Below are 24,215 nucleotides of genomic sequence, written 5' to 3' on the forward strand. Positions count from 1 at the left end.
GGTGAAAACATGATCCGGCTCAGGGGTTTGCTGGTCGGCCGTCGGGATCAGCCGCGCGCCTTCACCAGGGCGCGCGTCGTCTCCTGAAGCCGCAGCGCCAGGTCACGCAGCACGGACCGAGCGAGGGAGGGCGTCTTGTCCAGCAGCGAAAGGAAGAGGTCCGAATCCATGCGCAGCACGCTCATGGCCTCGCCCGCGCGCACCGTGGCGCTGCGCGCCTCGCCGGTGAGCACGCCCATCTCGCCCACCACGGTATCCTTGGAGAGGCGGGTGATCTCGTGGGTGGCGCCGCCCGCCGTCACCTCGATGACGGCGGTGCCGTCGAGAATGACATAGGTGGCATCGGGCGCCTCGCCCTGATGGAACAGTACGTCGCCCGGCGCCACGTCGAGCCGCGTCGCGGAGAAGGCGAGCAGCCGGAGCTGGCTCGGCTCCAGATCGCGGAACATGGGGATGCGGGAGAGGACGCGCGCCTCGTCTTCAATGCTCATGACCTGATCCTTGTCGCTCCCCTACGTCCCCGTGGCGGCGAGTTCCGCCCCCTCGATGCGCTCGACCTGCCCGTGGGCCAGCACGATCACCTGTGTGAACAGGTCGAGCGGCTCGGCGGCATCGAGCACGACCAGCGTCGTGGCTCCCGCCCGGCTGGCGAGCACGCTCTCGATCAGCCGGCTCTGCTCGGACGGCGCCAGCGGAACCAGAGCGTCGTCGATGATGAGCAGGTCGGGCGCCGCCAGGAGGCAGCGGGCGAGGGTCAGCTTGCCGCGTTCGGCGGCCGAGAGCGGCAGGCCGCCTTCGCCCAGCGCCACATCCAGGCTCAGCCGCTGCACCTGGGCGATGAAGCCGTCCTGCGTCAGGCACGCGCGCACCACCTCGTCCACGACGGCGGCGGCGCCCGCGCGGTCGGCGGCGATGCGGCCGAACAGCAGATTGTCGCGCACGGTCAGCGCCCGGCAGTAGCTGTCCGGCTGATAGCGCGCGAGCGGGGTGCCGGACACCGCCTTCAGGTGGGCGAGCTGCGCGCGCGTGGCGAGTGCCCGCTGCTGCCACTCCTCGTCGATGAGGCCGAAGCGGTGGCGCGGCTCGCAATAGCGACCGGCGACGCGCAGCAGCAGCGCGCGCTCGTCCGGCGCCAGCGCGTCGCCAGCGCCGGTGCCTGCATGGGCGAGCAGGGCGCGCGCTGCGGTCATCTCCTCGGCGCGCAGCAGGCCCTTGGTGTCGATATCGGCGATGGCCTCCGCCCCGCCGGCGAGCTCGGCGAGGGTGCGCAGGGCGCGAAGGCCGAGCCCCGCCAAATCGTAGGCGATCCCGAGCCGCTCCAGCTCAGGCATCAGCCCGGGATCGGACAGGAGCGAGGCGGCGCCGCGGGTGTCGTTCAGCGGGGCGGCGAACAGGATGTTCTCCGCCAGCGTCATGAAGCGGTTGAAGGCGGCGAACCGGAACGGCTCGATCAGTACGCGGCCCGTCTCCTGCTGGCGGCGGGAGATGGCATCGGTGACGGCGGCGCGGGCGGTCACGATGCGTTCGGCCAGCGCCGGGCTCGCCTCCGGGTCGAGCCGGCGTTCGAGGCCGAGCCTTACCACGAGGTCGCCGAGCCCGGCGAGGGCAAGGGCGGACAGGATCGACCGGTCGAGCTGGGCGGCGTCGGCGAGGTCGGAGGGCTCGGGCTCGGGCTCGGTGGCGCCCGCGGCCGGCCGGCCGGGGTGGCGCTCCAGCGCGCACAGCATGTTCTCGCGCAAAGAGGTGTTGAGGACGATGGGGTCGCCGCCCGCATAGGCGACATGCCGGCCGATGACGGATTCGGGCACGCTGGAGAGGTCGTGCCCGCCGATGCGCACCGAGCCGCTGAAGAGCGAGATGGCCCGGCCGCAGACGCGCGCCACCGCATGCTTGCCGCCGGCATCCGGCCCCTTGAGCGCCACCGCCGTGCCCGCCGGCACGTCGAGGCTCACGCCATCGAGAAGGATGCTGCCGGCCGGGTCGACAACGCCGAGGTCGGCGATCTTCAGACCGCCGTCGAAGGCCACGCCCTCCCAGCCCGTGTCATCCTGCGAGCCCTTGGGCCAGACTTCCTGCGTCTCGAGATAATAGCGGGCGAAATCGTAGCGCACCTGCGCCACTACCCGCTTCTCGTCCCACTCGATCAGCTCTTTCAGCGGCTCGGGGATCTGGCCATAGGCCGCGACCACCGCCACCAGCTGGCCGATGTTGATGGCCCCCGTCAGCGCCAGCCAGCCGCCGACCGAATAGAAGACCAGCGTCGGCACGTCCGACATCAGCAGGTTCAGCACCCGGTCGACGAAATTCTGCCGCTTGAGGTCGAGGCTCGCCTCGGACACCACGGCGAGCCGGCCGTCCACCGCCGCCCGCTCCCACGGGCTGGTGGCGAAGCCGTGGACGAGGGGCAGGCGCTCGATGCCCGACATCACCCTCTTGCCGAGCGCCACCGCCTCGCGCTGGTAGATCTGCAGCTTGGTGGCATTGTCGCGCCGCTGGATGCCGAGCAGCACGTAATTGAGCGCGAGGATGCCGAGGGCGCAGCCGCCCAGCGCCGCGTTCTGGGTGAAGATGAGCAGCGTCGCCGACCCGATGAGGCCGGCGGACTTGAGCGGCTGGGCGAAAGCCATGCCGGCGAAGGGGGAGATCGGCCCCACCTCGAACCGCAGCATGTTGCCCACTTCCATCGCCTTGCTCTTCATCGGCGCCTCGGGGCGCAGGCGCTGGATCACGTCGAACAGCTGGCGGCGCAGCTCCACCAGGATGCGCTCGCCGAGGCGTGCCTTCGCCATTTCGATGAGGCGCGAGATGTGCTGCTGGATGAGTTGCAGCGCGAACAGCAGCGCCGCGAGGCCGGCGAGGAGCCCGAAGGCCGAGACCTCGTAACCGGTCAGGTCGATGATGACCCCGCCGCCCAGGAAGTCCGGCCAGGCGAGATCGAAGTCGAACAGCTTGGGCACCGTCCCGCCGATGGAATCGGTGACGCCGTTGACGATGAGGCGAGGCAGTTCCAGCGAGGCGTAGTTGAACGGCAGCAGCAGCAGGACGAGGGCGAAGAGCTTGACGTGGGCGGCGGGCTCGGCCCGCCACAGATAGGTGAGCACATCGCGCGGGAGCGCCTCCCGCGTCGCCGGGGCCGTTCCACCGTGGGGGGAGGCTCGATCCGTGCCGTTCATCACGGCTTTTCTGCAGGCGGTCTAGCGTGTTGGCAAGGGGTAACGATTGCCGGCCGGCGGGCTCAGCCGGAAGCAGCAGGCGCGGCCGCCGGGTCCGCCGCACCCCGGCACCTCTCGGCATACAGGCCATAGAAGCGGGAGAGCCGGGGCGGCGCGCTCGCCGCGAGCGCCTCCGCGAGCGCCGCCGCCTCCCCGAAGCGGCCGGCGCCGTAGGCGGCCATCAGCGCGCCGTGCCGCTCCTCCAGCCGGGAGAAGTCGTCCGACCGGGAAAAGTCGGGGGCGCCCGCGAGGAGGTAAAGCTGGCTCGCCTTCGACTTGCCCTTGAGCATGAGGAGATCGGCTTCGAGGAAGGCGAGGTCGCCCGCCGCCTCGCGCGTCGCCTCGGAGACGAGGATGTCCACCCGCATGGACTTGGTGGCGCCCTCGATGCGGGAGGCGAGGTTCACGTCGTCGCCGAGGCAGGAATATTCGAGCCGCTGCGCCGAGCCGAGATTGCCCACGCAGCAGGGGCCGGTGGCGAGCCCGATGCCGCAGCGCACGGGGTGCCACGGCCGCCCCTCCGCCTCCGCCGCCCGGAGCCACTCCGCGTTCAGCGCCTCCAGCCGCGCCGACATGGCGAGCGCGCACAGCGCGGCGTTGCGGGCGTGGGCGGCATCGTCCACCGGCGCGTTCCAGAAGGCCATGATGGCGTCGCCGATATATTTGTCGATGGTGCCGCCGTGGGCGAGCACCACCTCCGTCATGGGCGTGAGATAGGCGTTCATGAAGCGGGTGAGGGCCTGGGCGTCCATGGTCTCCGACAAGGAGGTGAAGTCGCGCAGGTCGCAGAACAGGATGGTGATCTCGCGGGTCTCGCCGCCCAGCACGAGGCGTTCCGGGTTTTCGGCGAGGCGCTCCACCACCTTGGGCGAGACGAAGCGGCCGAACACAGAGCGCACCCACTTCTTCTGCCGCTGCTCGTCGCGATAGAGGGCGAGCACGCCCATGCCGTAGATTGCGAGCACCGCCGCCCCCGGCCCCATGGGATCGAGCAGCAGATCGAAGCGGGTGAAGGCCAGCCACGCCCCCGCGCCCAGCGCCGCCACCACCACGAGTCCGAGCGCCCCGGCCACGGGCGCCGAAACCCGGGGCAGGGCCAGCGCCAGCAGGAGGCCGAGGAGGCCGGTCAGCACGATCTCCGCCCCGCGCGCCCAGTCCGGCCGCACGAGGCGCGCGCCGGCGACGATGTGCTCGATGAGCTGCGCCTGGACTTCCACGCCGGGCACGGCGGCATCGAGGGGCGTCGCCCGCGTGTCCATCAGCCCCGGCGCGCTGGAGCCGACGAGGAGGATGCGCCCCTCCACTTCGGCGGGCGCGACCTTGCCGTCCAGCACATCGGCGGCCGAGAGGAAGCGGCGGGGATCGGTGGGGGTGAAGCGCACCCGCACCTCGCCCGAGGCATCGGTGGGCACGTCGAGGGCGCCGATCTTCACCGCCGTGATGCCTGTCTTCGTGCCGAACGCCTGGTCGCCGCTGGCGTTGGAGGCACGCACCACATAGGTGGACGCGCCCTGCGCCACCCGGAGCGCCTCCGCCGACAGGCTCGGCACCAGCTTGCCGTCGAGGCCGAGGAGGATGGGCACGCGGCGCACCACCTGATCGCGGTCGGGCAACCAGTTCAACGCGCCGATGCCCTGCGCGGCTGCCGCCAGCTCCGGCAAGGGCGCGACGGCTCCGGAAAAGCGCGGCACGAAGGCGCGGGGGTCATCGCCCGCGCTGGCCATGCCCCATTTCTCCGGATAGGCGGCGCCCTTTCCGTGGGTGAGGATGGCGCCGAGCACGGAGGGTGTGGCGGCCAGCGTCGTGGCGAGCTGCCGGTCGGAACTGTCGCGCCCGGCCAGCGCCGCCTCGGCCGGGGCGCGGGCCTCCGCCGGCAGGAGCTTCACGACGGCGGCGGGATCGAGCCGGTCGGGTTCGGAGAACACCATGTCGAACGCCACCGCCGCCGCACCGAGGCTCGTGAGCTTCTGCGTCAGCTCCGCCACCGTTGTGCGCGGCCAGGGCCACTGACCCACGCGGGCGAGGGAGGCGTCATCCACGTCCACCACCCGCACCGGCAGGTCAGGGTCATACGCGCGGGGCGCGGCGCGCTGGTAGAGGTCGAACAGGCCGTTGCGCAGGTCAACGAGCGGCGCAGGATCGGCCCCCATCACCAGAAGGCCGGCGGCAAGGGGGCCGCCGACGGCGAGCCAGTAGAGGCGGGACCACATGCGGCAGGCGGATTCCGTTGCGACGGCGGGAGCCTAGCCCGGCACAAGGCGAGGCGGAAGGCGGGGTGAAAGGCGGGCCGGCACCCCGGGGCGATTGTCCGCTGCGCGGGCGTCTTGCGCTGGACCCCGGCTCGGCGCTCCGGCTGCGCCGTCGCTGGTCCGCGGAACAGGGGAGCCTCAGTCCCCCGATACCGCGAAGCGCAGCAGGATGGTGCGCTGGAGGGGGCTGAAATTGTCGTCGGAGATGAGCGTCAGCAGGATCTCGCCCGAGGCGGCACGGGTGACGCCGAGGCCTTCCATATTATCGATCTCATAGCCCATGTCGAAGCGGCCCAGCACCTCTCCGGTGATGCGCACGCCGGGCTTCACCTCGCCGGCGGGGAAGCGGCGGATCTGCATGCTCACGCCGTCCAGCGGCGTGTAATGGCGCTCCAGGAGGTAGAAATTACCGTCCGGCCCCAAGGCGAGGTCGGTGGCGTCGAACGGGCCGCTCTTGGCGACGGTGAAGGTGCCGGGCGCCGCCCCGCCGATGATGAAGCCGGGCAGATCATCGGCCTTCCTCGCTCCCTCCTCGCCGATGGCGACGAGCGCGCCCTTGAGCGGGCCGGAGGGCATGTAGGCAAGGCTTTCGAGGCCGGTGTTGCGACGCAGCCCCTTGATGGCCGGAGCCGGCACCAGCTTGCCCGGCTTGCCGAGAGGATCGCGCGGATAGCGCCAGATCTCGTTGATGGTCTCCATCGCCACATAGGCGGCATCGGGCGCCAGTGTGACGGATTCCACATCCTCGCGCGCGTTGTCCGCCTGCACCCGCCCCTCGGTATCGAGCAGCGCTGCGGCCTTGACGTCGGCGAGCCCGGTGGGGCGGTCATTCTCCGTCGCCAGGCGGCCGGAAAGGAACAGGCCGGCATCGGTGATGGCGAGGAAATGCCCGTCCTGCTCCAGCGCGAAGCCGGAGATGCCGCCGAAGCCGGGGAAGGGGGAGGTCAGCACCAGACCGCCGAGGAAGCGCAGCGGACCGAACTGCGCAAGTTCGTCCCCCCGCTTGAAGGCGGCGACAGGCTGCGCCGTGACCGTGATCGCGACCGGCTCGGGCGGCAGCGCGCCCGGCTTGGAGAAGGCGAGATTGAACAGGAATGCGCCGCCGAGCAGCCCGGCGGCGACAAAGGCTGCGAAACGCAGGCGACGCCTCAATGCAGTCGGCCGCCGCGCCCCGGCGCCCGGCCAGCGCTTCCCCGGCCGGCACCTCCGGGCGTCTCCTCGAACAGCTCGGCGAGCTTTTCGGTCATCACCCCGCCCAGCTCCTCGGCATCCACGATGGTGACGGCGCGGCGGTAATAGCGCGTCACGTCGTGACCGATGCCGATGGCGATCAGCTCCACCGGCGAGCGCGTCTCGATCTCGGTGATAATGTGGCGCAGGTGCCGCTCCAGATAATTGCCGGCGTTCACCGAGAGAGTGGAATCATCCACCGGTGCGCCGTCGGAGATCATCATCAGGATGCGCCGGGCCTCGGTGCGGGCGAGCAGGCGCTTGTGCGCCCAGTCCAGCGCCTCCCCGTCGATATTCTCCTTGAGCAGGCCCTCGCGCATCATCAGGCCGAGGTTGCGGCGCGCCCGGCGCCACGGGGCGTCGGCCGATTTGTAGATGATGTGCCTGAGGTCGTTGAGGCGGCCGGGGGCGGCGGGCTTGCCGGCGGCGAGCCAGGCCTCGCGGGACTGGCCGCCCTTCCAGGCGCGGGTGGTGAAGCCCAGCACCTCCACCTTCACGCCGCAGCGCTCCAGCGTGCGGGCGAGGATGTCGGCGCAGGTGGCGGCCACGGTGATGGGCCGGCCGCGCATGGAGCCCGAATTGTCGATGAGCAGCGTCACCACCGTGTCGCGGAAGTCGGTGTCGCGCTCGCGCTTGAAGGAGAGCGCCGCCATGGGGTCCATGATGACGCGCGGCAGGCGCGCGGGATCGAGCACCCCCTCTTCCAGGTCGAATTCCCAGGCGCGGTTCTGCTGCGCCAGCAGCTTGCGCTGAAGGCGATTGGCGAGGCGCGCCACGACGCCCTGGAGATTGGCGAGCTGCTTGTCGAGATAGGACCGCAGCCGCGTCAGTTCCTCCGGATCGCACAGGTCTTCGGCGGAGGTCTCCTCGTCGAACTTGGTGGTGAAGGCGTGGTATTCCGGCCCGCGATTGTCGTGCGTCACCGGCGGGCGGGGCGACCACGGCTCGGCCGGCTCCTCGCTGTCGCCCATCTCGGTGCCGTCCGGCACGTCGGCGGGGGGCGCGGCCTCGCTCTGGGCGGCAGAGTCGGGCATCTCCTCCTCGGAAAGCTCGGCCTCCATCTCGGTCGCGCCCTGCTGGCTGTCGTCCTCGCGGCTTTCGCCGTTCTCCCCGCCCTGCTCGTCGGCGCCGCCCTCGTTCTCGGCCTCCTCGGGCTCCTGCTCGGTGTCGAGGCCGCTTTCCTCGCCCATGTCGAGGGAGGCGAGGAGATCGCGGGCCACCTCGCCGAACTTCTTCTGGTTCTCGATGCTGTCGATGAGCCGCGCGAGGTCGCCGGCCGCCCGCTCCTCGATGAAGGGACGCCAGAGGTCCACCACGCGGCGGGCATCGGGCGGCGGCGGCTCGCCGGTCAGGCGCTCGCGCACCATCAGGGCCACCGCATCGGCGATGGGGGCCTCGGAGCGCTCGGTGATGTCGGCATAATTGGCGCGGTGGTAGCGATCCTGCAGCATGGCCGCGAGGTTGCGCTTCACGCCCGGCATGCGGTTGCCGCCGATGGCCTCCACCCGCGCCTGCTCCACCGCCTCGAACACGCCGCGCGCGACCTCGCCCTGGGGCAGCATCTTGCGATGGACGCCGGGATCATGACAGGCGCGACGCAAGGCGAGCGAGTCCGCATGGCCGCGCACGATGGCCGCATCCTGGAGCGAGAAGCGGCGCGGCGGCTCGGGCAGGCGCACCCGGTCCGGCCCCAGCGCGGGGCGCTCGGAGGCGAAGGACACCTCGAACTCGGAGACGCCGGCGATGGCCTTGAAGCAGCCGGTGACGGCGCGCTTGAACGGCTCGGACGGCGCTTCCTTGGGGGCCTTGCCGGTGGTGCGGTTGGTGGCCATGGCGCGTGCTTCTTCGGCTCTTGCGCCGTCAAGCGGCGCTTCTTGCGGGGCGACAGGCTGCGCCATGGCGCAGCCTGTTCAATGCGAGGCGCGGCTGAGCCGCACCCGTTCAGGACAAGGCGACGTTGACGGTGCTCTCGGCCAGCTCCTGGCCGAAGCAGCGCTGGTAGAACTCCGCCACCAGCGGACGCTCCAGCTCGTCGCACTTGTTGAGGAACGTCACGCGCAGCGAGAATGCGATGTCGCGGAAGATGTCCGCGTTCTCGGCCCAGGTGATGACCGTGCGCGGGCTCATGACGGTGGAGAGATCGCCATTCATGAACGCCTGCCGGGTGAGGTCGGCGAGGCGGACCATGCGGTTCACCGTGTCGCGGCCTTCCGCGTTCTGGAAGTGCTTCGCCTTGGCAAGGACGATGTCCACTTCCTTGTCGTGGGCGAGATAGTTCAGCGTGGTCACGATGGACCAGCGGTCCATCTGCGCCTGGTTGATCTGCTGGGTGCCGTGATAGAGGCCGGTGGTGTCGCCGAGGCCGATGGTGTTGGCGGTGGCGAACAGCCGGAAGGCGCCGTGGGGGCGGATCACCCGGCTCTGGTCCAGCAGGGTCAGGCGGCCGGAAGACTCCAGCACGCGCTGGATCACGAACATGACGTCCGGGCGGCCGGCGTCATATTCGTCGAACACGAGGGCGACGTTGTTCTGGTAGGCCCAGGGCAGGATGCCGTCGCGGAATTCGGTGACCTGCAGGCCATCCTTCACCACGATCGCGTCCTTGCCGATCAGGTCGATGCGCGAGATGTGGCTGTCGAGGTTGATGCGCACGCACGGCCAGTTCAGCCGCGCCGCCACCTGCTCGATGTGCGTGGACTTGCCGGTGCCGTGGAAGCCGGTGACCATCACCCGGCGGTTGCGGGCGAAGCCGGCGAGGATAGCGAGGGTGGTCGGCCGATCGAACAGATAGTCCGGGTCCAGCTCCGGCACATGCGGGTCGGCTTCGGAGTAGGCCGGGACCTCCATGTCGATATCGATGCCGAACGTCTGGCGAACCGACACCTTCATGTCCGGCATCGGGGCAGTGGTCTCCAAACCGCTCATAACTCCTCCGTCGGCGCGCCCCGCGCGCCCCTTTTCGTGTCCCATGTCCATCACGGCGCGGTCTTTTGGGCCGCCTCCGCGTCGCCGGCGATCCTGAGGACCGCTCAGCAGAATCCTGCCTGCTTGAGGCTGTTGTAGGCCTGGATGACGCTGCGCAGGCGATCCTCCGAGGAACGGTCGCCGCCGTTCGCGTCGGGGTGGTGCAGCTTCACCAGTTCCTTGTAGCGGGCCTTGATCTCGACCGGGCTGGCCGACATTTCGAGGCCCATCACCTCCAGCGCCCGCCGCTCCGCGGTGCGCACGATCTTGCCGTTGGGCTCCGGCCGGTCGGCCTGAAAGGTGGCGCCCATCTCGGCCGTGAATCCGAAGGGGTCGCGCATGCCGTCGGTGGCTTCCGCGCCCGCCCGGCGGCCGCCGGCGCCCTTCATGCCCATCTTCCAGGTGGGGCGATGGCCGGTCAGCGCATCCTTCTGGTAAGCATACACCGCATCGTCGGTCATGCCCGAGAAATAGTTGTAGGACTGGTTGTAGGCCTTCACATGGTCGAGACAGTACGACCAGTACTGGCCTTCCTGATGCCGCCCCTTGGGCGCCTTGTGCGAGCCCTCCGCCGTGCAGCCCGGCCATTGGCAGCCCGTCAGCGACATCCGGCTACGGGGCCGTTCGTCGGCGGGCTTGACCCGGATGCGGTCGAAAAGGGGGGAGTCGAGTTTCATGGCTGGTCGATTATGGGCGCCGTTCCGCGACGCGGCAAGGAATTGCGGTGCAGCGCGTTTAGAAAGCGCAGGTCCACGGGGGTAGCAGGGGATGCGTTCGGGGCAATGGGTCGGGGCGGTGAGACGGCTGAGCCGGCCTCGTCACGGCCGAGGGTGGCAGGCCGCGACAAGCCCCATATAATGCCGCTCACGCGGGAGCGCCATAACCGGCCGCCCCTTTGGTCCATATCCATTGCACAGAAGCTTTTTCATCATGACCGAAACGTCTCTTGCCTCCATCCGCCAGACCCTTGAGGCCGGCCTTACCCCCCTCGCCCTCGAACTGGAGGACGAGAGCCACAAGCACGCGGGCCATGCCGGCGTGATGCACGACCACAAGGGCGCCAACCGCGGCGACGGCGGCATCACCCACCTCAGGGTGCGGGTCGTCTCGCCGAGCTTCACCGGCAAGAGCCGGGTGGAGCGCCACCGCATCGTCAACGGCCTGCTTCAGGGCGAGATCGCGCGCGGCCTGCACGCCCTCGCCATCGAGGCCAAGGCCCCCGGCGAATGACCTTGAAGCCGGTCAAGGGATTGGCCGCCCATGGCTGAGGCCGCGTTGCATCGGGAGGAGGGCGCGCTCGTCCTCTTCTCCGGCGGGCAGGATTCCGCCACCTGCCTCGCCTATGCGCTGGAGCGCTTCGGCCGGGTGGAGACGCTGGGCTTCGACTACGGCCAGCGCCACGCGGTGGAGCTGGAGCGTCGCCCCGTGCTGCGCGCCGCCTTCCGCGCCCTCAACCCGCTCTGGGCCGCGCGGCTCGGCGACGACCATGTGCTGGACCTGCCGGTACTCGGCCAGATCTCGGACACGGCGCTCACCCGGGACGTCGCCCTACACATGGAAACGAGCGGCCTGCCGAACACCTTCGTGCCCGGCCGCAACCTCGTGTTCCTCACCTTCGCCGCCGCCCTCGCCTATCGCCGGGGACTGCGGCACATCGTCGGCGGCATGTGCGAGACGGACTTCTCCGGCTATCCCGACTGCCGGGACGACACCATCAAGGCCATGCAGGTGGCGCTCAACCTCGGCATGGAGAAGCGCTTCGTCCTCCACACGCCGCTCATGTGGATCGACAAGGCCGAGACCTGGCGCCTCGCCGAGCATCTGGGCGGGCGTCTGCTGGTGGATCTCATCGTCGAGGAGACCCACACCTGCTATCTCGGCGACCGCGGCCACCGCCACGCCTGGGGCTACGGCTGCGGCGAATGCCCCGCCTGCAGGTTGCGCGCGGATGGATTTGCACGCTACCGCGCCGGCTGAATGGCCCCTAAATGGCCGTCGAGCCTTGGAAAACGCAGGAAAACAAGCGCGACCGCCACCAAATAGCCGCCGCTTTGCGCTAGATTTGCAACACGCACCAGAACCGAATCGGAAGTTTCCATGGTCGAACCCGTGCCCGCCGCGTCCCCCGACGACTACGGCGCCCAGTCCATCCAGGTGCTCAAGGGCCTCGATGCGGTCCGCAAGCGTCCCGGCATGTACATCGGTGACACGGACGACGGCTCGGGCCTGCACCACATGGTCTACGAGGTGGTGGACAACGCCATCGACGAGGCCCTGGCCGGCTGGGCGAAGGAAGTCACCGTCACGCTGGAGGCTGACGGCTCCGTGACCGTGACCGACGACGGCCGCGGCATCCCCACCGACCTCCATCCGGAGGAGGGCGTCTCCGCCGCCGAGGTCATCATGACCCAGCTGCACGCGGGCGGTAAGTTCAACCAGAATTCCTACAAGGTCTCCGGCGGCCTCCACGGCGTGGGCGTCTCGGTGGTCAACGCCTTGTCCACCACGCTGGACCTCACCATCTGGCGCGACGGCAAGGAGCACTTCATGCGCTTCCGCCACGGCGACGCCGAGGCGCCGCTGAAGGTGGTGGGGCCGGCGCCGGCCGGCAAGCGCGGCACCAAGGTGACCTTCACGCCGAGCCCGCAGACCTTCACCCGCATCGAGTTCGACTACGCGACGCTGGAGCACCGCCTGCGCGAGCTGGCCTTCCTCAATTCCGGCGTGCTGATCGTGCTCACCGACGCGCGTGGCCCCGAGCCGAAGCGCGAGGAACTGCATTACGAGGGCGGCGTCGAGGCCTTCGTGAAGTATCTCGACCGCAACAAGACCGCCCTCATCGCCAAGCCCGTGGTGATCCGCGCCGAGAAGGACGGCATCACGGTGGAGGCCGCGCTCTCGTGGAACGATGGCTACCACGAGAACGTGCTGTGCTTCACTAACAACATCCCCCAGCGTGACCGCGGCACCCACTTCACGGGCTTTGCCGCCGCGCTGACGCGGCAGGTGCTGGGCTACGCCAACACCTCCGGCATCTCCAAGAAGGAGAAGGTCGACCCCACCGGCGAGGATTGCCGCGAGGGCCTGACCGCCGTGCTCTCGGTGAAGGTGCCTGACCCGAAGTTCTCTTCCCAGACCAAGGACAAGCTCGTGTCCTCCGAGGTCCGTCCGGTGGTGGAGAACCTCGTGGGCGAGGCACTCGCCAACTGGTTCGAGGAGAATCCGGTCGAGGCGAAGAGCGTGATCGGCAAGGTGGTGGAAGCCGCCGCCGCCCGCGAAGCCGCCCGCAAGGCGCGCGACCTCACCCGCCGCAAGAGCCCGCTGGACGTGGCCTCGCTCCCCGGCAAGCTCGCCGACTGCCAGGAGAAGGACCCGGCCAAGTCCGAGATCTTCATCGTCGAGGGTGACTCGGCCGGCGGCTCCGCCAAGCAGGGCCGCGACCGCGCCTTCCAGGCCGTGCTGCCGCTGCGCGGCAAGATCCTCAACGTGGAGCGCGCCCGCTTCGACAAGATGCTGTCGTCCGAGCAGATTGGCACGCTCATCACCGCGCTCGGCACCGGCATCGGCCGGGACGACTTCAATCTCGAGAAGCTGCGCTACCACAAGATCATCATCATGACGGACGCCGACGTGGACGGCGCCCATATCCGCACCCTGCTGCTCACCTTCTTCTTCCGGCAGATGCCGGAGATCGTGGACGCGGGCCACCTCTTCATCGCACAGCCGCCGCTCTACAAGGTGGCGCGCGGCAAGTCCGAGACCTACCTCAAGGACGAGAAGGCGCTGGAGGACTACCTCATCACCACCGGCCTCGAGGAAGCCTCGCTCCATCTCGCCTCCGGCGAGGTGCGCACCGGTGCCGACCTCGCTCATGTGGTGGACGTGTCGCGCCAGCTGCGCAGCGCCCTTTCCGCGCTCCATCCCCGCTACAACCGTGCGGTGGCCGAGCAGGCGGCGCTGGCGGGCGCCTTCGCCCCCGCTGCGCTGGAAGACGCAGCCACCGGCTCCGCCGCCGCGGCCGAGGTGGCCCGCCGCCTCGATGCGCTGGCGGACGAGACCGAGCGCGGCTGGACCGGCCTCTGCGACGAGACCGGCTATGTCTTCTCCCGCACGGTGCGCGGCGTCGCCGAGGTGGCGCGGCTCGACCATGCCTTCATCGCCTCCCCCGAGGCGCGCCGGCTCGACACCCTCGCCCGCGACCTCGACGGCGTGTTCGCCGCCGCCGCGACCCTGAAGCGCCGCAGCGACGAGCAGGTTCTGTTCGGCGCCGTGGACCTGTTCGACGCCGTCACCGATTCCGGCCGCAAGGGCCTCTCGCTGCAGCGCTACAAAGGCCTCGGCGAGATGAACCCCGAGCAGCTGTGGGAGACGACGCTGGACATCAACGCCCGCTCCCTCCTCCAGGTGCGCGTGAAGGAAGTCGACGCCGCCGACGACCTCTTCAGCCGCCTGATGGGCGACACGGTGGAGCCTCGCCGCGAGTTCATCCAGGAGAATGCGCTCAGGGCCAGCGTGGACGTGTGAGGCACGTCCCGGCCCGCCGCAGGAGGTGAGGCCATGAAGACGCCGATGATTGTGCTCCTCGCGGCGCTCGCCATCCTTCTGCCCGCGGCCCCGGCGGCGGCGGGCATCTCGGTGCGTTTTGTCCACCCCGAGCGCTATTCGGACGGCGATTTCCGCCTCCCCGCCGAGCGCGAGAGCATCATCGCGAGCTTTGCGAGCCTCTTCGCGCGGCTCGGCGCGCGCGATCTCAAGCCGGACCAGACCCTTGCCCTGGAGGTTCTCGACATCGAACTCGCCGGGGAATACGAGCCCTGGCGCCGGGGCGGCTGGGGTGAGGTCCGCATCCTGCGCGACATCACTCCACCGCGGTTCAAGATGCGCTACACGCTGCGCGAAAAGGGCAAGGTCGTCTTCGCCGCTACCGAGACGGTGACCGACATCAATTACATGATGAATCCCTCCGCCCGGAATGCGGGGCGCTTCCCGTTCGAGACGGCCATGCTGGAGGATTGGTTCCGCCGCCGCTTCGTGCGCCTGGAGCCGCCGCGCGGCATGTAGCAGTGACGGGGGCCGGTCGGGAAAACACCAGCCGGCCTGTAAGCCGGGTTCTGTACGGCGGGCGTTTCCGCCCGCGTGGCGACCATTCCTCTGGGACGCCGGTTGCCCGGCGCCTCTAGCAGTCAACCCGGACGGCGCCCCGTAGACAGGGGTGGTTGCCCGTGCCGTCCCTATTCGACTTTGCTCCCGGTGGGGTTTGCCGTGCCGCTCCCGTTGCCGGTCGCGCGGTGGGCTCTTACCCCACCGTTTCACCCTGGCCCATGCACGCATGGGTGGTTTGATTTCTGTGGCACTTTCCCTGGGGTCGCCCCCGCCGGACGTTATCCGGCACCGTGTCTGCGTGGAGCCCGGACTTTCCTCGACACCGAAATGCCGCGGCCGCCCGGCCGGCTGGTCGGGGAGGAATGGGGGTTCAGGGGCGGGGCGTCAAGAACTTCCTCCCTCACCCCACCAGCTCGAACCACTCGTCCTCGGTGATGACCTTCACCCCCAGCGCCTGCGCCTTCTCCAGCTTGGAGCCAGCGCCGGGCCCGGCGACCACGAGATCGGTCTTGGCGGAAACGGAGCCCGCCACCTTCGCCCCCAGCCGCTCGGCCATGGCCTTGGCTTCGTCGCGGGTCATCTTCTCCAGCGACCCGGTGAACACCACGGTCTGGCCCGCCACCGGGCTTTCGGCGGCCACGCGCTCCATGGGTGCAGGCGTCACTTCCGCCAGCAGGGCCGCGACCACCTCGCGGTTGCGCGGCTCGTGGAAGAACTCGATGACGGCTTCCGCCACCACGTCGCCCACACCGTCGATGGCCAGCATCTCCTGCCAGGCGTCATTGCCCTTGGGGTGCTCCTCGCCGGGGATGACGGCGGCCAGCGCGCCGGCCTCCAGTGCTTCCACCGTTCCGTAATGGCGCATGAGGCGCTTGGCGTTGGTCTCGCCCACATGGCGGATGCCAAGGGCGAAGACGAAGCGGTCCACCGCCACGTTGCGGCGGGACTGGATGGCGACGAACAGGTTGGCCGCCGAGGTCTTGCCCCAGCCCTCCCGGTTTTCCAGCCGCCGGAGGCCCTCCTTGTTGCGCGCTTCCAGCGTGAAGATGTCGGCCGGCGAGGCGATCAGCCCCCAGTCGTAGAAGGCGCGCACCTGCTTCTCGCCCAATCCCTCGATGTCGAAGGCGTTGCGCGACACGAAGTGGCGCAGCCGCTCCACCATCTGCGCCGGGCAGATGAGGCCGCCGGTGCAGCGGCGCACCGCGTCCACCTTGCCGGTCTTGGTGTCCACCTCGCGCACCGCATGGGAGCCGCAGGCGGGGCAGAGCGTGGGGAATTCGTATGGCTTCGATTCCGCCGGCCGCTTCTCGGTGATGACGCGCACCACCTGCGGGATCACGTCGCCGGCGCGCTGCACCACCACCGTGTCGCCGACGCGGATGTCCTTGCGGGCGATCTCGTCCTCGTTGTGCAGGGTGGCATTGGCCACCACCACGCCGCCCACCGTCACCGGCATCAGCTTCGCCACCGGGGTGAGGGCGCCGGTGCGACCCACCTGGATGTCGATGGCCTCCAGCACGGTGGTCGCCTGCTCGGCCGGAAACTTGTGGGCGATGGCCCAGCGCGGCGAGCGGGAGACGAAGCCGAGGCGGCGCTGCAAATCGAGCCGGTCCACCTTGTAGACCACACCGTCGATGTCATAGGGCAGGCTCGCCCGCTGCGCCTCGATGGAGCGGTAATGGGCGATCAGCTCCGCCGCACTGGTCACGCGCACCATGAGCGGGTTGGTGGCAAAGCCCCAGCGGGCGAAAGCCTCCACCATGCCGTGCTGGGTCTCGGCCGGCAGCGGCGTCGCCTCGCCCCAGGCATAGGCGAAGAATTTCAGCGGCCGGGACGCGGTGATGGCGGGGTCGAGCTGACGCAGGGAGCCGGCGGCGGCGTTGCGCGGATTGGCGAACACTTTCTCCTCGGCCGCCGCCTGCCGGGCGTTCAGCGCCTCGAAATCGGCCTTCGCCATGTAGATCTCGCCACGCACGTCGATGATATCAGGCACGCCGGCGCCATGGAGCCGGTTGGGGATGTCGGCGATGGTGCGCACATTGGCGGTGACATCCTCGCCTTCCGATCCGTCGCCGCGGGTGGCGGCGACCTCGAGACGCCCCTCCACATAGCGGAGCGAGCAGGAGAGCCCGTCGATCTTCGGCTCCGAGGTGAACGCCACCACCTCCTCAGCACCGAGACCGAGGAAGCGCTTCACCCGCGCCACGAACTCCTCGACCTCATCATCGGAAAAGGCGTTCTGCAGCGAGAGCATGGGCACGCCATGCACCACCTTGCCGAATTTTTCCGAGGGCGCCGCGCCCACCTTGGCCGAAAGGCTGTCCTCGCCCACGAGGCCGGGAAAGCGCGCTTCGATGGCCTCGTATCGGCGCCGCAGGGCGTCATATTCGGCATCGGAGACGAGGGGCGCGTCCTCACGATAATAGGCCGCGTCGTGGCCCTTGATCTCCTCGGCGAGGGCCGCGTGCTCGGCGGCGGCGTCGGAGGGAGAGAGATCCTCCACGTTCAGGGAACGTAGGGGCAAGGCGGGCTTGGTCATCGTCGGCGGTTCCCGGCAGGCGTCCGCCGTCGCCGGCGGGGGCTTGAGCTATATCCACTCCGCCGGAGTTTCGTTCAATCGCGCTGGACGATTTTCGATCAATGTCGCCTTCCTGAAAAATGTCTAAGGTACGCCGAAGCGAATCTCATGGGGGATGAACATGGGGGATGAAATGGTCAGGGTGTCCCGTTACACGCGCCGGCTTGCGGCGCTTGCCGCCGCCACCTTTCTCGGCGCCGCGTCGCCGGCCCTGGCGCAGTTTGCTCCCGACCCCTCGGCCGATCCGGCGCTGGTCGCGCGCGGCGAATACATCGCCAAGGCGGCGGACTGCATGCCCTGCCATACGGGCGACAAGTCCAAGCCTTTCGCCGGGGGCCTCGCGCTCAATACGCCTTTTGGCGCCATCTACTCGCCCAACATCACGTCCGACCGCACCACCGGCATCGGCAAGTGGACCTACGATGAGTTCGTGAACGCCGTGCGCAACGGCATCCGCAGGGACGGCGCCTATCTCTATCCGGCCATGCCGTTCGACGCGTACACGCAGATCACCGACGACGACATGAAGGCCCTGTGGGCCTATGTCCGCGCCATTCCGCCGGTCCCCAACACCCCGCCGGACAACCAGCTGGAATTCCCCTTCAACATCCGCCTCGGCATGCTGGCGTGGCGCGAATTGTTCTTCGATCAGGGTCGCTTCCACCCGACCGCGGGCAAGAGCGATGCGTGGAATCGCGGCGCCTATCTCGTCAACGCGCTTGGCCATTGCGGCGATTGCCACACCCCGCGCAACCTGATGGGCGCGACCAAGGCCAAGGCCGCCTTCCTGGGCGCCGACATCGACGGCTTCTGGGCACCGGACATCGACACCGCCTCGCTCAAGAAGACCTGGACGCCGGAGACCCTTGCCAGCTTCTTCGCCTCCGGCTCCGCGCCGGGCAAGACGTCGGTGTTCGGCCCCATGGCCGAGGTGATCCACGATTCCCTGAGCAAGCTCACCGCGGACGACCGCGCCGCCCTCGTCACCTATCTGTTCGATGCCCCGCCCCCGGCCGACAAGCCGGCGGTGCAGAAGGCGTCGCCGCTTTCGGCTGACGTCTATGCGCGGGCCTCCAAGCTCTACATCGACAATTGCGCCGTCTGCCACATGGACAAGGGCGCGGGTCGCGGCGACACCATCCCCGCGCTTGCGGGCAATCCGGCCGTGGTCGCGGCGGAGCCCTACAACATCATCATGGCCGTGCTCGGCGGCCTGCCCCCTGGCGGCACCTACGGCGCCATGCCCTCCTTCGCCGGACGGCTGGATGACCAGCAGATCGCCGACCTCGCCAACTACGTGCGCACCTCGTGGGGCAATACCGCCCCGCCGAACGTGAACGCCTCCATGGTCGCCGCCTGGCGCGCCACGGCCAAGGTGCCGGACTACGGCACGCAGGCCGCCTCCGCCTTCACCTGTCCCGACGTGGGCGGCGCCCCCGGCTCGGATGGTCCCGATGCGAAGGCGGTGGCCGCGCTCTCGGCCATGATGGCGGGCGGCCAGCGCTCCATTCCCATGATGGTGGACACCTACAAGGCCGCCTCCGGCTCGTCCGGCTCCGGCACGATCGTGGATGCCCTCACCGCCGCCTATTGCCCGGTGGTGGCCAAGAGCAAAGCGCCCGACTGGCAGAAGACGGCGGAGCTGCGCCGCTTCACCCTCCAGGCGGCCATGGAAGTGTCCCGCCGCACCGTGTCCGGCCCGGTGGACAGCCAGCCCATCGCCTGGGCGCTGCCGGTCGGCCCCGGCCTCGTGCTGAAGGAGCCCGCCAGCCTCGCCGACAAGCTCGCCTGCCCGGCCGATGACGGCAAGGCGGTGCCGGCCGACCTCTCGGCGGGGGCGGCGAAGCTGCTCACCGGCGTGAAGCCCCCCATGCAGGGCGCGGCCATCGCCTCGGCGGCGACCACCCTCTACCAGCAGAACCCGAAGGCGCGGCCGGCGGATGTCGCCAACGCGCTCATCGCGTCCTACTGCCGGACGGTGGCGCAGGTGAAGACCTCGGTGGCGGAGCAGAATGCGCTGCTCAACCAGTTCGCCGGCCAGGCCGTGCAGACCCTCCAGCTGCTGCCGCCGAGGAAGACCGTGGTGGAAGCCGCTCCCGCGGCCGCGCCGGCGCCTGCTGCGCCCGCCAAGAAGAAGTGAGGCAGGCCCCGGCGCGTCCGGGGCTTCCCGCTCCCGCCTCTCCGGCCTGATCCGGACGCCCGGCGCACACCGCGCCGGGGCAGGCGAGGGCGGCGCTTCAGGAACCGTTAACCGTGTTTCATGTGAAACGGCCGCTCCGGAAACCGGGGCGGCCGTTTGCTTTTTCCCGCAATAAAGATTGGGCGGCCATGCCCCAAGGCGTCAGTCGTGGCTCTGCAGACCGTCGTGGACCTCGAACACCACGTTGCCCTCCCGCCAGGCGAACGGGGCGCTGGAATCCTGCACCTTGATGTCGCTCTGGGGAATGAGCTTGTCGCAGAGCATCACCAGGATGTCTTCGAGGGGCGCGCTGGTGTCGTTCTCCTCGGTCATGCGGTCGATGGAAATTTCGCCGCCCTCCACGCCACCATCCTCGATATGAACGATGAAGATCTCTTCGTGGCCATGGATGCCATGGGCGGTGACGCGAAAGGTCTCTCCCTGATACTCAAATTCCCGGACCATTATCGTTTCTCACTGCTGTCATTGAAAAATACGCTGGGACGCAACTGGACTGGCGGGGCAGACCCGCTGAAAAGCGGCGAAATCTAGATGGGTGATCGCGAAATAGTCAAGTGTTGCGCGGTCAGGAAAATATCGCCCGATAATTGAGCAGATTCCTTCGGTGCTACTGCGCCTTCGCCTCCCGCGCACGCGCCACCAATTGCTCCGCCGTGGGCAGGATGCCGGAGACAATGCGGTCGACGCCTTCGGGAGTTGGGTGGAGCCCGTCCGGCAGGTTCAGCGCGCGGTCGCCAGCAACGCCTTCCAGGAAGAAGGGATAGAGCAGCACGCCCTCGGCGGCGGCGATGTCCGGGAATATCCTGTCGAACGCCTCGCGATAGGGCTGGCCCATGTTGGGCGCGGCCTTCATGCCGGCGAGGAGCACGGTGATGCCGCGCTTGCGCAGCCGCTGGACGATCTCGGTGAGCGCCTTGCGCGTCACCGCCGGGTCGAGCCCGCGCAGCATGTCGTTGGCGCCGAGTTCGACGATCACTGCGTTCGTGCCCTGCGGCACCGACCAGTCGAGGCGGGCGAGGCCCTGGCTCGCCGTCTCGCCGGAGACGCCGGCATTCTCCACCTTCACGTCCAGCCCCTTCGCCCTGAGCGCGGCTTCGAGGCGGGCGGGGAATGCGGCGGAGCGCGCGATGCCATAGCCGGCCGTCAGGCTGTCCCCGAAGGCGACGATGCGCAGGGTCGCCGCCTCCGCCCCTGACGCGAACGTGAAGACGAGGAAAGCGGCGATCAGCCCCGCCACCGCCTTAAATGCCCGTTCCCATGACGCACCCGGCAGGTGCTTCCTTCGTTCCTGCCCGACCCAACGCAGCTCCGGACGCACGGCAAACCCACGCATGGATGATATTTCCTCTCCGCTTCGCACCATCGCGCTGAAGCATGTGGACCTTTCCCTCGGGGCGGGGGCGGCCCGGGTTCATGTCCTGAAGGACATCTCTGTCGAGATCGGGGCAGGCGAGGCCGTGGGCCTCGTCGGTCCGTCCGGCTCCGGCAAATCGACGCTGCTCATGGTGATGGCCGGGCTGGAACGGGTGGATGCGGGGCAGGTGAGCGTCGCCGGCACGGACATCACCCGCCTCGGCGAGGACCGGCTGGCGCGCTTCCGTGGCCGGCATGTGGGCATTGTCTTCCAGTCCTTCCACCTCATCCCCACCATGACCGCGCTGGAAAACGTGGCGGTGCCGCTGGAACTCGCGGGCCGCGCCGACGCCTTCGAGCGCGCCCGGCAGGAGCTGGCCAACGTGGGCCTCGCCGACCGGGCACAGCATTATCCGGGCCAGCTTTCCGGTGGCGAGCAGCAGCGCGTGGCGCTGGCCCGCGCGCTTGCGCCGGAGCCGCCCATTCTCGTGGCGGACGAGCCCACCGGCAATCTGGACGAGGCCACCGGCCGGCAGGTGATGGACCTCATCTTCTCCGTCCACCGCGCGCGCGGCACGACGCTGGTGCTCGTCACCCACGATGCAGCGCTCGCCCGCCGGTGCAGCCGGGTGCTGCGCCTGCGCTCGGGGGTGATCGAGGAGGATACGAAGATGGCTCTTGAGGTGGCCGCCCGATGAGCCTTTCCTCCTCGCGGCTTCCCGTGCCGCTGCGCCTCGCTCTCCGGGAGCTGCGCGGGGCGCGGCGCGGCTTCGGCATCTTCCTCGGCTGCCTGGTGCTGGGCGTCGCCGCCATCGCCGGCATCGGCTCCTTCGCCGGCGCGCTCACCCAGGGGCTGGAGCGGGAGGGCCGCGCCATCCTCGGCGGTGACGCCGGCTTCAGCGTCGTGCAGCGGGAGATGACGGACGAGGAGCGCGCCAGCCTCGACCGCCACGGCACGCTGGGCTCCGTTGCCCTGCTGCGCGCCATGGCCAGGACCGAGGCGGGCGATGCCACCCTCGCCGAACTCAAGGCCGTCGACGGCACCTATCCTCTCGTCGGCACGGTCGGGCTCGATCCGCCCCTGTCCGTGGCCGACGCCCTGCGGGAGAACGGCGGCGTGTACGGCGCCGTCGCCGATCCCGTCCTGCTGGGCCGGCTGGGGTTGAAGGTCGGCGAGCGCATCCGCGTGGGCGATGCCACGTTCGAGGTCCGCGCCGCGCTCACGAGCGAGCCGGACAAGCTGTCCTCCGGTGTCGGCCTCGGTGCCCGCCTCCTCATCTCCCAGGCGGCGCTGCCGGCCACGGGCCTCATCCAGCCCGGCAGCCTCGTGCGCTGGAGCTATCGCCTGCTGCTGGATGATGCTTCGCCGCAAGAGCTCAAGGCGGTGATGGAGGAGGTGCGCGAGCCCATGGGCCGCGCCGGCTTCGAGGTGCGCACCCGCGACGGCGCGACGCCTCAGCTTGCCCGCAATGTCGGGCGCATCAGCCAGTTCCTCACCCTTGTGGCGCTCACCGCGCTGCTGGTGGGCGGGGTGGGCGTCGCCAATGCGGTGTCGAGCCATCTCGCCGGCAAGCTGGAGGTGATCGCCACCCTCAAGGCCGTGGGCGCGACGCGCCGCGACGTGTTTCTGACCTATGGGGCGGAGATCGGCCTCATCGCCGCTTGCGGCATCGTGCTCGGCCTGATGCTGGGCGCGGCGCTGCCCTTCGGCGCCGCCGCCGCCATCGGCGCGCTGGTGCCGTTCCCGCTGAACCCGACCCTCGACGGGGCGGCGCTGATGCGGGCGGCGCTCTATGGGCTGCTGGTGGCGGGCGTGTTCTCGGTCATCCCGCTGGCGCGGGCGCAGGAGGCGCGGGTCTCGGCGCTGTTCAGGGATGGCATCGGCGAGATGCGGCGGCGCATCGCGCTGCCCTATCTGCTGCTGGTCGGCGGCCTCGGAGCGGCGCTCGTGGTGCTCGCCCTTCTCACCTCCGACGACAAAAGGGCCGCCGCCATCTTCCTCGCCGCCGCCGCCGCCGTGTTCGTCCTGCTGCGTCTGGTCGCCTCCGGCCTGATGGCTCTGGCCCGGCGGGCGCCGCGCCCGCGCGGGGCGGCGGCGCGCCTCGCTCTCGGCAACATCCACCGGCCGGGCGCGCTGACGCCGTCGGTGGTGCTCTCGCTCGGGCTTGGGCTGTCGCTGCTGGTGGGCATCTCGCTGATCGACGCCAGCCTCAACCGCGAGCTGAACGGTCCCGTGCGCGAGAGCGCGCCCAGCTTCTTCTTCGTGGACGTGCCCAACAGCGAGGAGGCGGACTTCCGCGCCTTCCTCGCCGAACAGGCACCGGGGGCGGTGGTGAAGTCGGTGCCCATGCTGCGCGGCCGCATCACCCATGTGAAGGACACGCCCGCCGAGGAGGTGAAGCCGCGTCCCGACGCCGCCTGGGTTCTGCAAAGCGACCGCGGCATCTCCTCGTCTGCCGCGGTTCCCGACGGCTCCACCGTGGTCGCCGGCCGGTGGTGGACGGGCGAGGAAACCGAGCCCCTCGTCTCCTTCGACAGCGAGCTCGCCGCAGGCCTCGGGCTCGCGCTCGGGGACACGGTGACGGTGAGCGTGCTCGGTCGCAGCGTCACCGCCCGCATCGCCAATCTGCGGCAGGTGAAGTGGGAGCGGCTCGGCATCAATTTCGTCATGGTGTTCTCGCCCGCGACCTTCGCCGGCGCGCCCTATACGGTGCTGGCGACCCTCGCCTTTCCCGATGGGGGCGACACGGCGCGGGAGATCGCGCTGCTCAAAGCCATGGCCGCGCGCTTTCCCGCCATCACCACCGTGCGGGTGAAAGAGACGCTGGAGGAGGCGCAGAAGATGCTGGACAACCTCTCCCTCGGCATCCGCGCGGCGAGCCTCGTCACGCTCATCACGTCGGTGCTCGTTCTGGCGGGTGCGCTCGCCGCCGGGCGGGAGCGGCGGATCTATGATGCGGTGATCCTCAAGACCCTGGGCGCCACCCGTGGGCGGCTGACCCTCGCCTATGGCCTCGAGTACGCCGGGCTCGGCTTCGCCACCGCCGTCGTCGCGACCGCGGCGGGAACGGCGGCGGCCTGGGGCGTGGTCACGCAGGTGATGGAAATCCCCTTCACCTTCGCGCCGCTTGCCGCCTTCGGCGCGGTGGGGGCGGCGCTGGCCGTGACGCTGGTGGTGGGGCTGCTGGGCACGCTCAAGGCCCTCTCGGCACCGCCGGCCCGGGTGTTGAGGCACCTTTAGCGAAGTATTTGACGTGATGAGTTCTTCGCCGGCTCCACGAAATCTTTACCCCCGCCCGCGAAGGAATGGTACCAAAATGGCACCG

Annotated in this window: 17 protein-coding genes and 1 other RNA gene; 7 read left to right on the forward strand and 11 right to left on the reverse strand. The window is 69.6% G+C overall.

The window, feature by feature from the left end; genetic code table 11:
• Positions 1–47: 47 nt before the first annotated feature.
• The 7 genes from J2126_RS11750 to J2126_RS11780 form a co-directional block, all read right to left on the reverse strand.
• Positions 48–491 carry a Crp/Fnr family transcriptional regulator gene (locus J2126_RS11750; protein WP_209487070.1) on the reverse strand — a complete coding sequence of 148 codons (444 nt, stop codon included), beginning with the start codon at positions 489–491 and terminating at the stop codon, positions 48–50.
• 21 nt (positions 492–512) lie between these two features.
• Entirely contained in the window at positions 513–3,173 is a 2,661-nt protein-coding gene (locus J2126_RS11755; protein ID WP_209487072.1) for an ABC transporter ATP-binding protein, read from the reverse strand.
• 62 nt (positions 3,174–3,235) lie between these two features.
• Positions 3,236–5,422 carry a CHASE2 domain-containing protein gene (locus J2126_RS11760; RefSeq protein ID WP_209487074.1) on the reverse strand — a complete coding sequence of 729 codons (2,187 nt, stop codon included), beginning with the start codon at positions 5,420–5,422 and terminating at the stop codon, positions 3,236–3,238.
• A gap of 177 nt (positions 5,423–5,599) precedes the next feature.
• Positions 5,600–6,613 (reverse strand): esterase-like activity of phytase family protein, encoded by a 1,014-nt coding sequence (locus J2126_RS11765; RefSeq protein ID WP_209487076.1) that lies wholly within the window; start codon positions 6,611–6,613, stop codon positions 5,600–5,602.
• Positions 6,610–8,523: a cobaltochelatase subunit CobT gene (gene cobT, locus J2126_RS11770; RefSeq protein WP_209487078.1), complete on the reverse strand. Its 1,914-nt coding sequence runs from the start codon at positions 8,521–8,523 to the stop codon at positions 6,610–6,612. Before cobT ends, J2126_RS11765 begins: the two co-directional genes overlap by 4 nt.
• 109 nt (positions 8,524–8,632) lie before the next feature.
• Positions 8,633–9,616: a cobaltochelatase subunit CobS gene (cobS, locus tag J2126_RS11775; RefSeq protein WP_245327287.1), complete on the reverse strand. Its 984-nt coding sequence runs from the start codon at positions 9,614–9,616 to the stop codon at positions 8,633–8,635.
• Between the two features lie 104 nt (positions 9,617–9,720).
• Positions 9,721–10,332 (reverse strand): J domain-containing protein, encoded by a 612-nt coding sequence (locus J2126_RS11780; RefSeq protein ID WP_209487080.1) that lies wholly within the window; start codon positions 10,330–10,332, stop codon positions 9,721–9,723.
• A gap of 253 nt (positions 10,333–10,585) precedes the next feature.
• On the opposite strand from J2126_RS11780, the gene J2126_RS11785 reads away from it, so the two are divergent.
• The 4 genes from J2126_RS11785 (at position 10,586) to J2126_RS11800 (ending at position 14,716) form a co-directional block, all read left to right on the forward strand.
• Complete coding sequence (locus J2126_RS11785; RefSeq protein ID WP_209487082.1) at positions 10,586–10,885, forward strand: BolA family protein; 300 nt, start codon at positions 10,586–10,588, stop codon at positions 10,883–10,885.
• A gap of 30 nt (positions 10,886–10,915) precedes the next feature.
• A complete protein-coding gene (gene queC / locus J2126_RS11790) occupies positions 10,916–11,632 on the forward strand; it encodes a 7-cyano-7-deazaguanine synthase QueC (RefSeq protein ID WP_209487084.1) in 717 nt (238 codons plus the stop codon).
• A 120-nt stretch (positions 11,633–11,752) separates the two neighbouring features.
• Positions 11,753–14,179 (forward strand): DNA topoisomerase (ATP-hydrolyzing) subunit B, encoded by a 2,427-nt coding sequence (gene gyrB / locus J2126_RS11795; RefSeq protein ID WP_209487086.1) that lies wholly within the window; start codon positions 11,753–11,755, stop codon positions 14,177–14,179.
• Between the two features lie 33 nt (positions 14,180–14,212).
• Positions 14,213–14,716, forward strand: a complete 504-nt coding sequence (locus tag J2126_RS11800) for a DUF3016 domain-containing protein (RefSeq protein WP_209487088.1) — start codon at positions 14,213–14,215, stop codon at positions 14,714–14,716.
• Between the two features lie 23 nt (positions 14,717–14,739).
• On the opposite strand, the gene rnpB is transcribed toward J2126_RS11800, so the two are convergent.
• Both rnpB and ligA read right to left on the reverse strand, forming a co-directional pair.
• Positions 14,740–15,110: RNase P RNA component class A (gene rnpB / locus J2126_RS11805), an RNA gene on the reverse strand.
• A gap of 48 nt (positions 15,111–15,158) precedes the next feature.
• On the reverse strand, positions 15,159–17,297 hold the full coding sequence (gene ligA, locus J2126_RS11810) for an NAD-dependent DNA ligase LigA (RefSeq protein WP_209487094.1): 2,139 nt from the start codon (positions 17,295–17,297) through the stop codon (positions 15,159–15,161).
• 172 nt (positions 17,298–17,469) lie between these two features.
• On the opposite strand from ligA, the gene J2126_RS11815 reads away from it, so the two are divergent.
• Positions 17,470–19,476, forward strand: coding sequence for a c-type cytochrome (locus J2126_RS11815; RefSeq protein ID WP_209487096.1), 2,007 nt, complete (start codon positions 17,470–17,472; stop codon positions 19,474–19,476).
• Positions 19,477–19,677: 201 nt separating this feature from the next.
• Here the strand turns inward: J2126_RS11815 and J2126_RS11820 are convergent, their stop codons facing one another.
• Positions 19,678–19,980 carry a hypothetical protein gene (locus tag J2126_RS11820; RefSeq protein WP_209487098.1) on the reverse strand — a complete coding sequence of 101 codons (303 nt, stop codon included), beginning with the start codon at positions 19,978–19,980 and terminating at the stop codon, positions 19,678–19,680.
• Between the two features lie 163 nt (positions 19,981–20,143).
• A complete protein-coding gene (locus tag J2126_RS11825) occupies positions 20,144–20,869 on the reverse strand; it encodes an arylesterase (RefSeq protein WP_209487100.1) in 726 nt (241 codons plus the stop codon).
• Here J2126_RS11825 and J2126_RS11830 point away from each other — a divergent pair.
• Both J2126_RS11830 and J2126_RS11835 read left to right on the forward strand, forming a co-directional pair.
• Positions 20,868–21,587 (forward strand): ABC transporter ATP-binding protein, encoded by a 720-nt coding sequence (locus tag J2126_RS11830; RefSeq protein ID WP_209487101.1) that lies wholly within the window; start codon positions 20,868–20,870, stop codon positions 21,585–21,587. The two genes, J2126_RS11825 and J2126_RS11830, sit on opposite strands and share 2 nt — an antisense overlap.
• Complete coding sequence (locus J2126_RS11835) at positions 21,584–24,130, forward strand: ABC transporter permease (RefSeq protein WP_209487103.1); 2,547 nt, start codon at positions 21,584–21,586, stop codon at positions 24,128–24,130. Before J2126_RS11830 ends, J2126_RS11835 begins: the two co-directional genes overlap by 4 nt.
• The last annotated feature ends 85 nt before the right edge of the window (positions 24,131–24,215 follow it).

The sequence above is a fragment of the Xanthobacter flavus genome (assembly GCF_017875275.1).
GTDB lineage: Bacteria > Pseudomonadota > Alphaproteobacteria > Rhizobiales > Xanthobacteraceae > Xanthobacter > Xanthobacter flavus_A.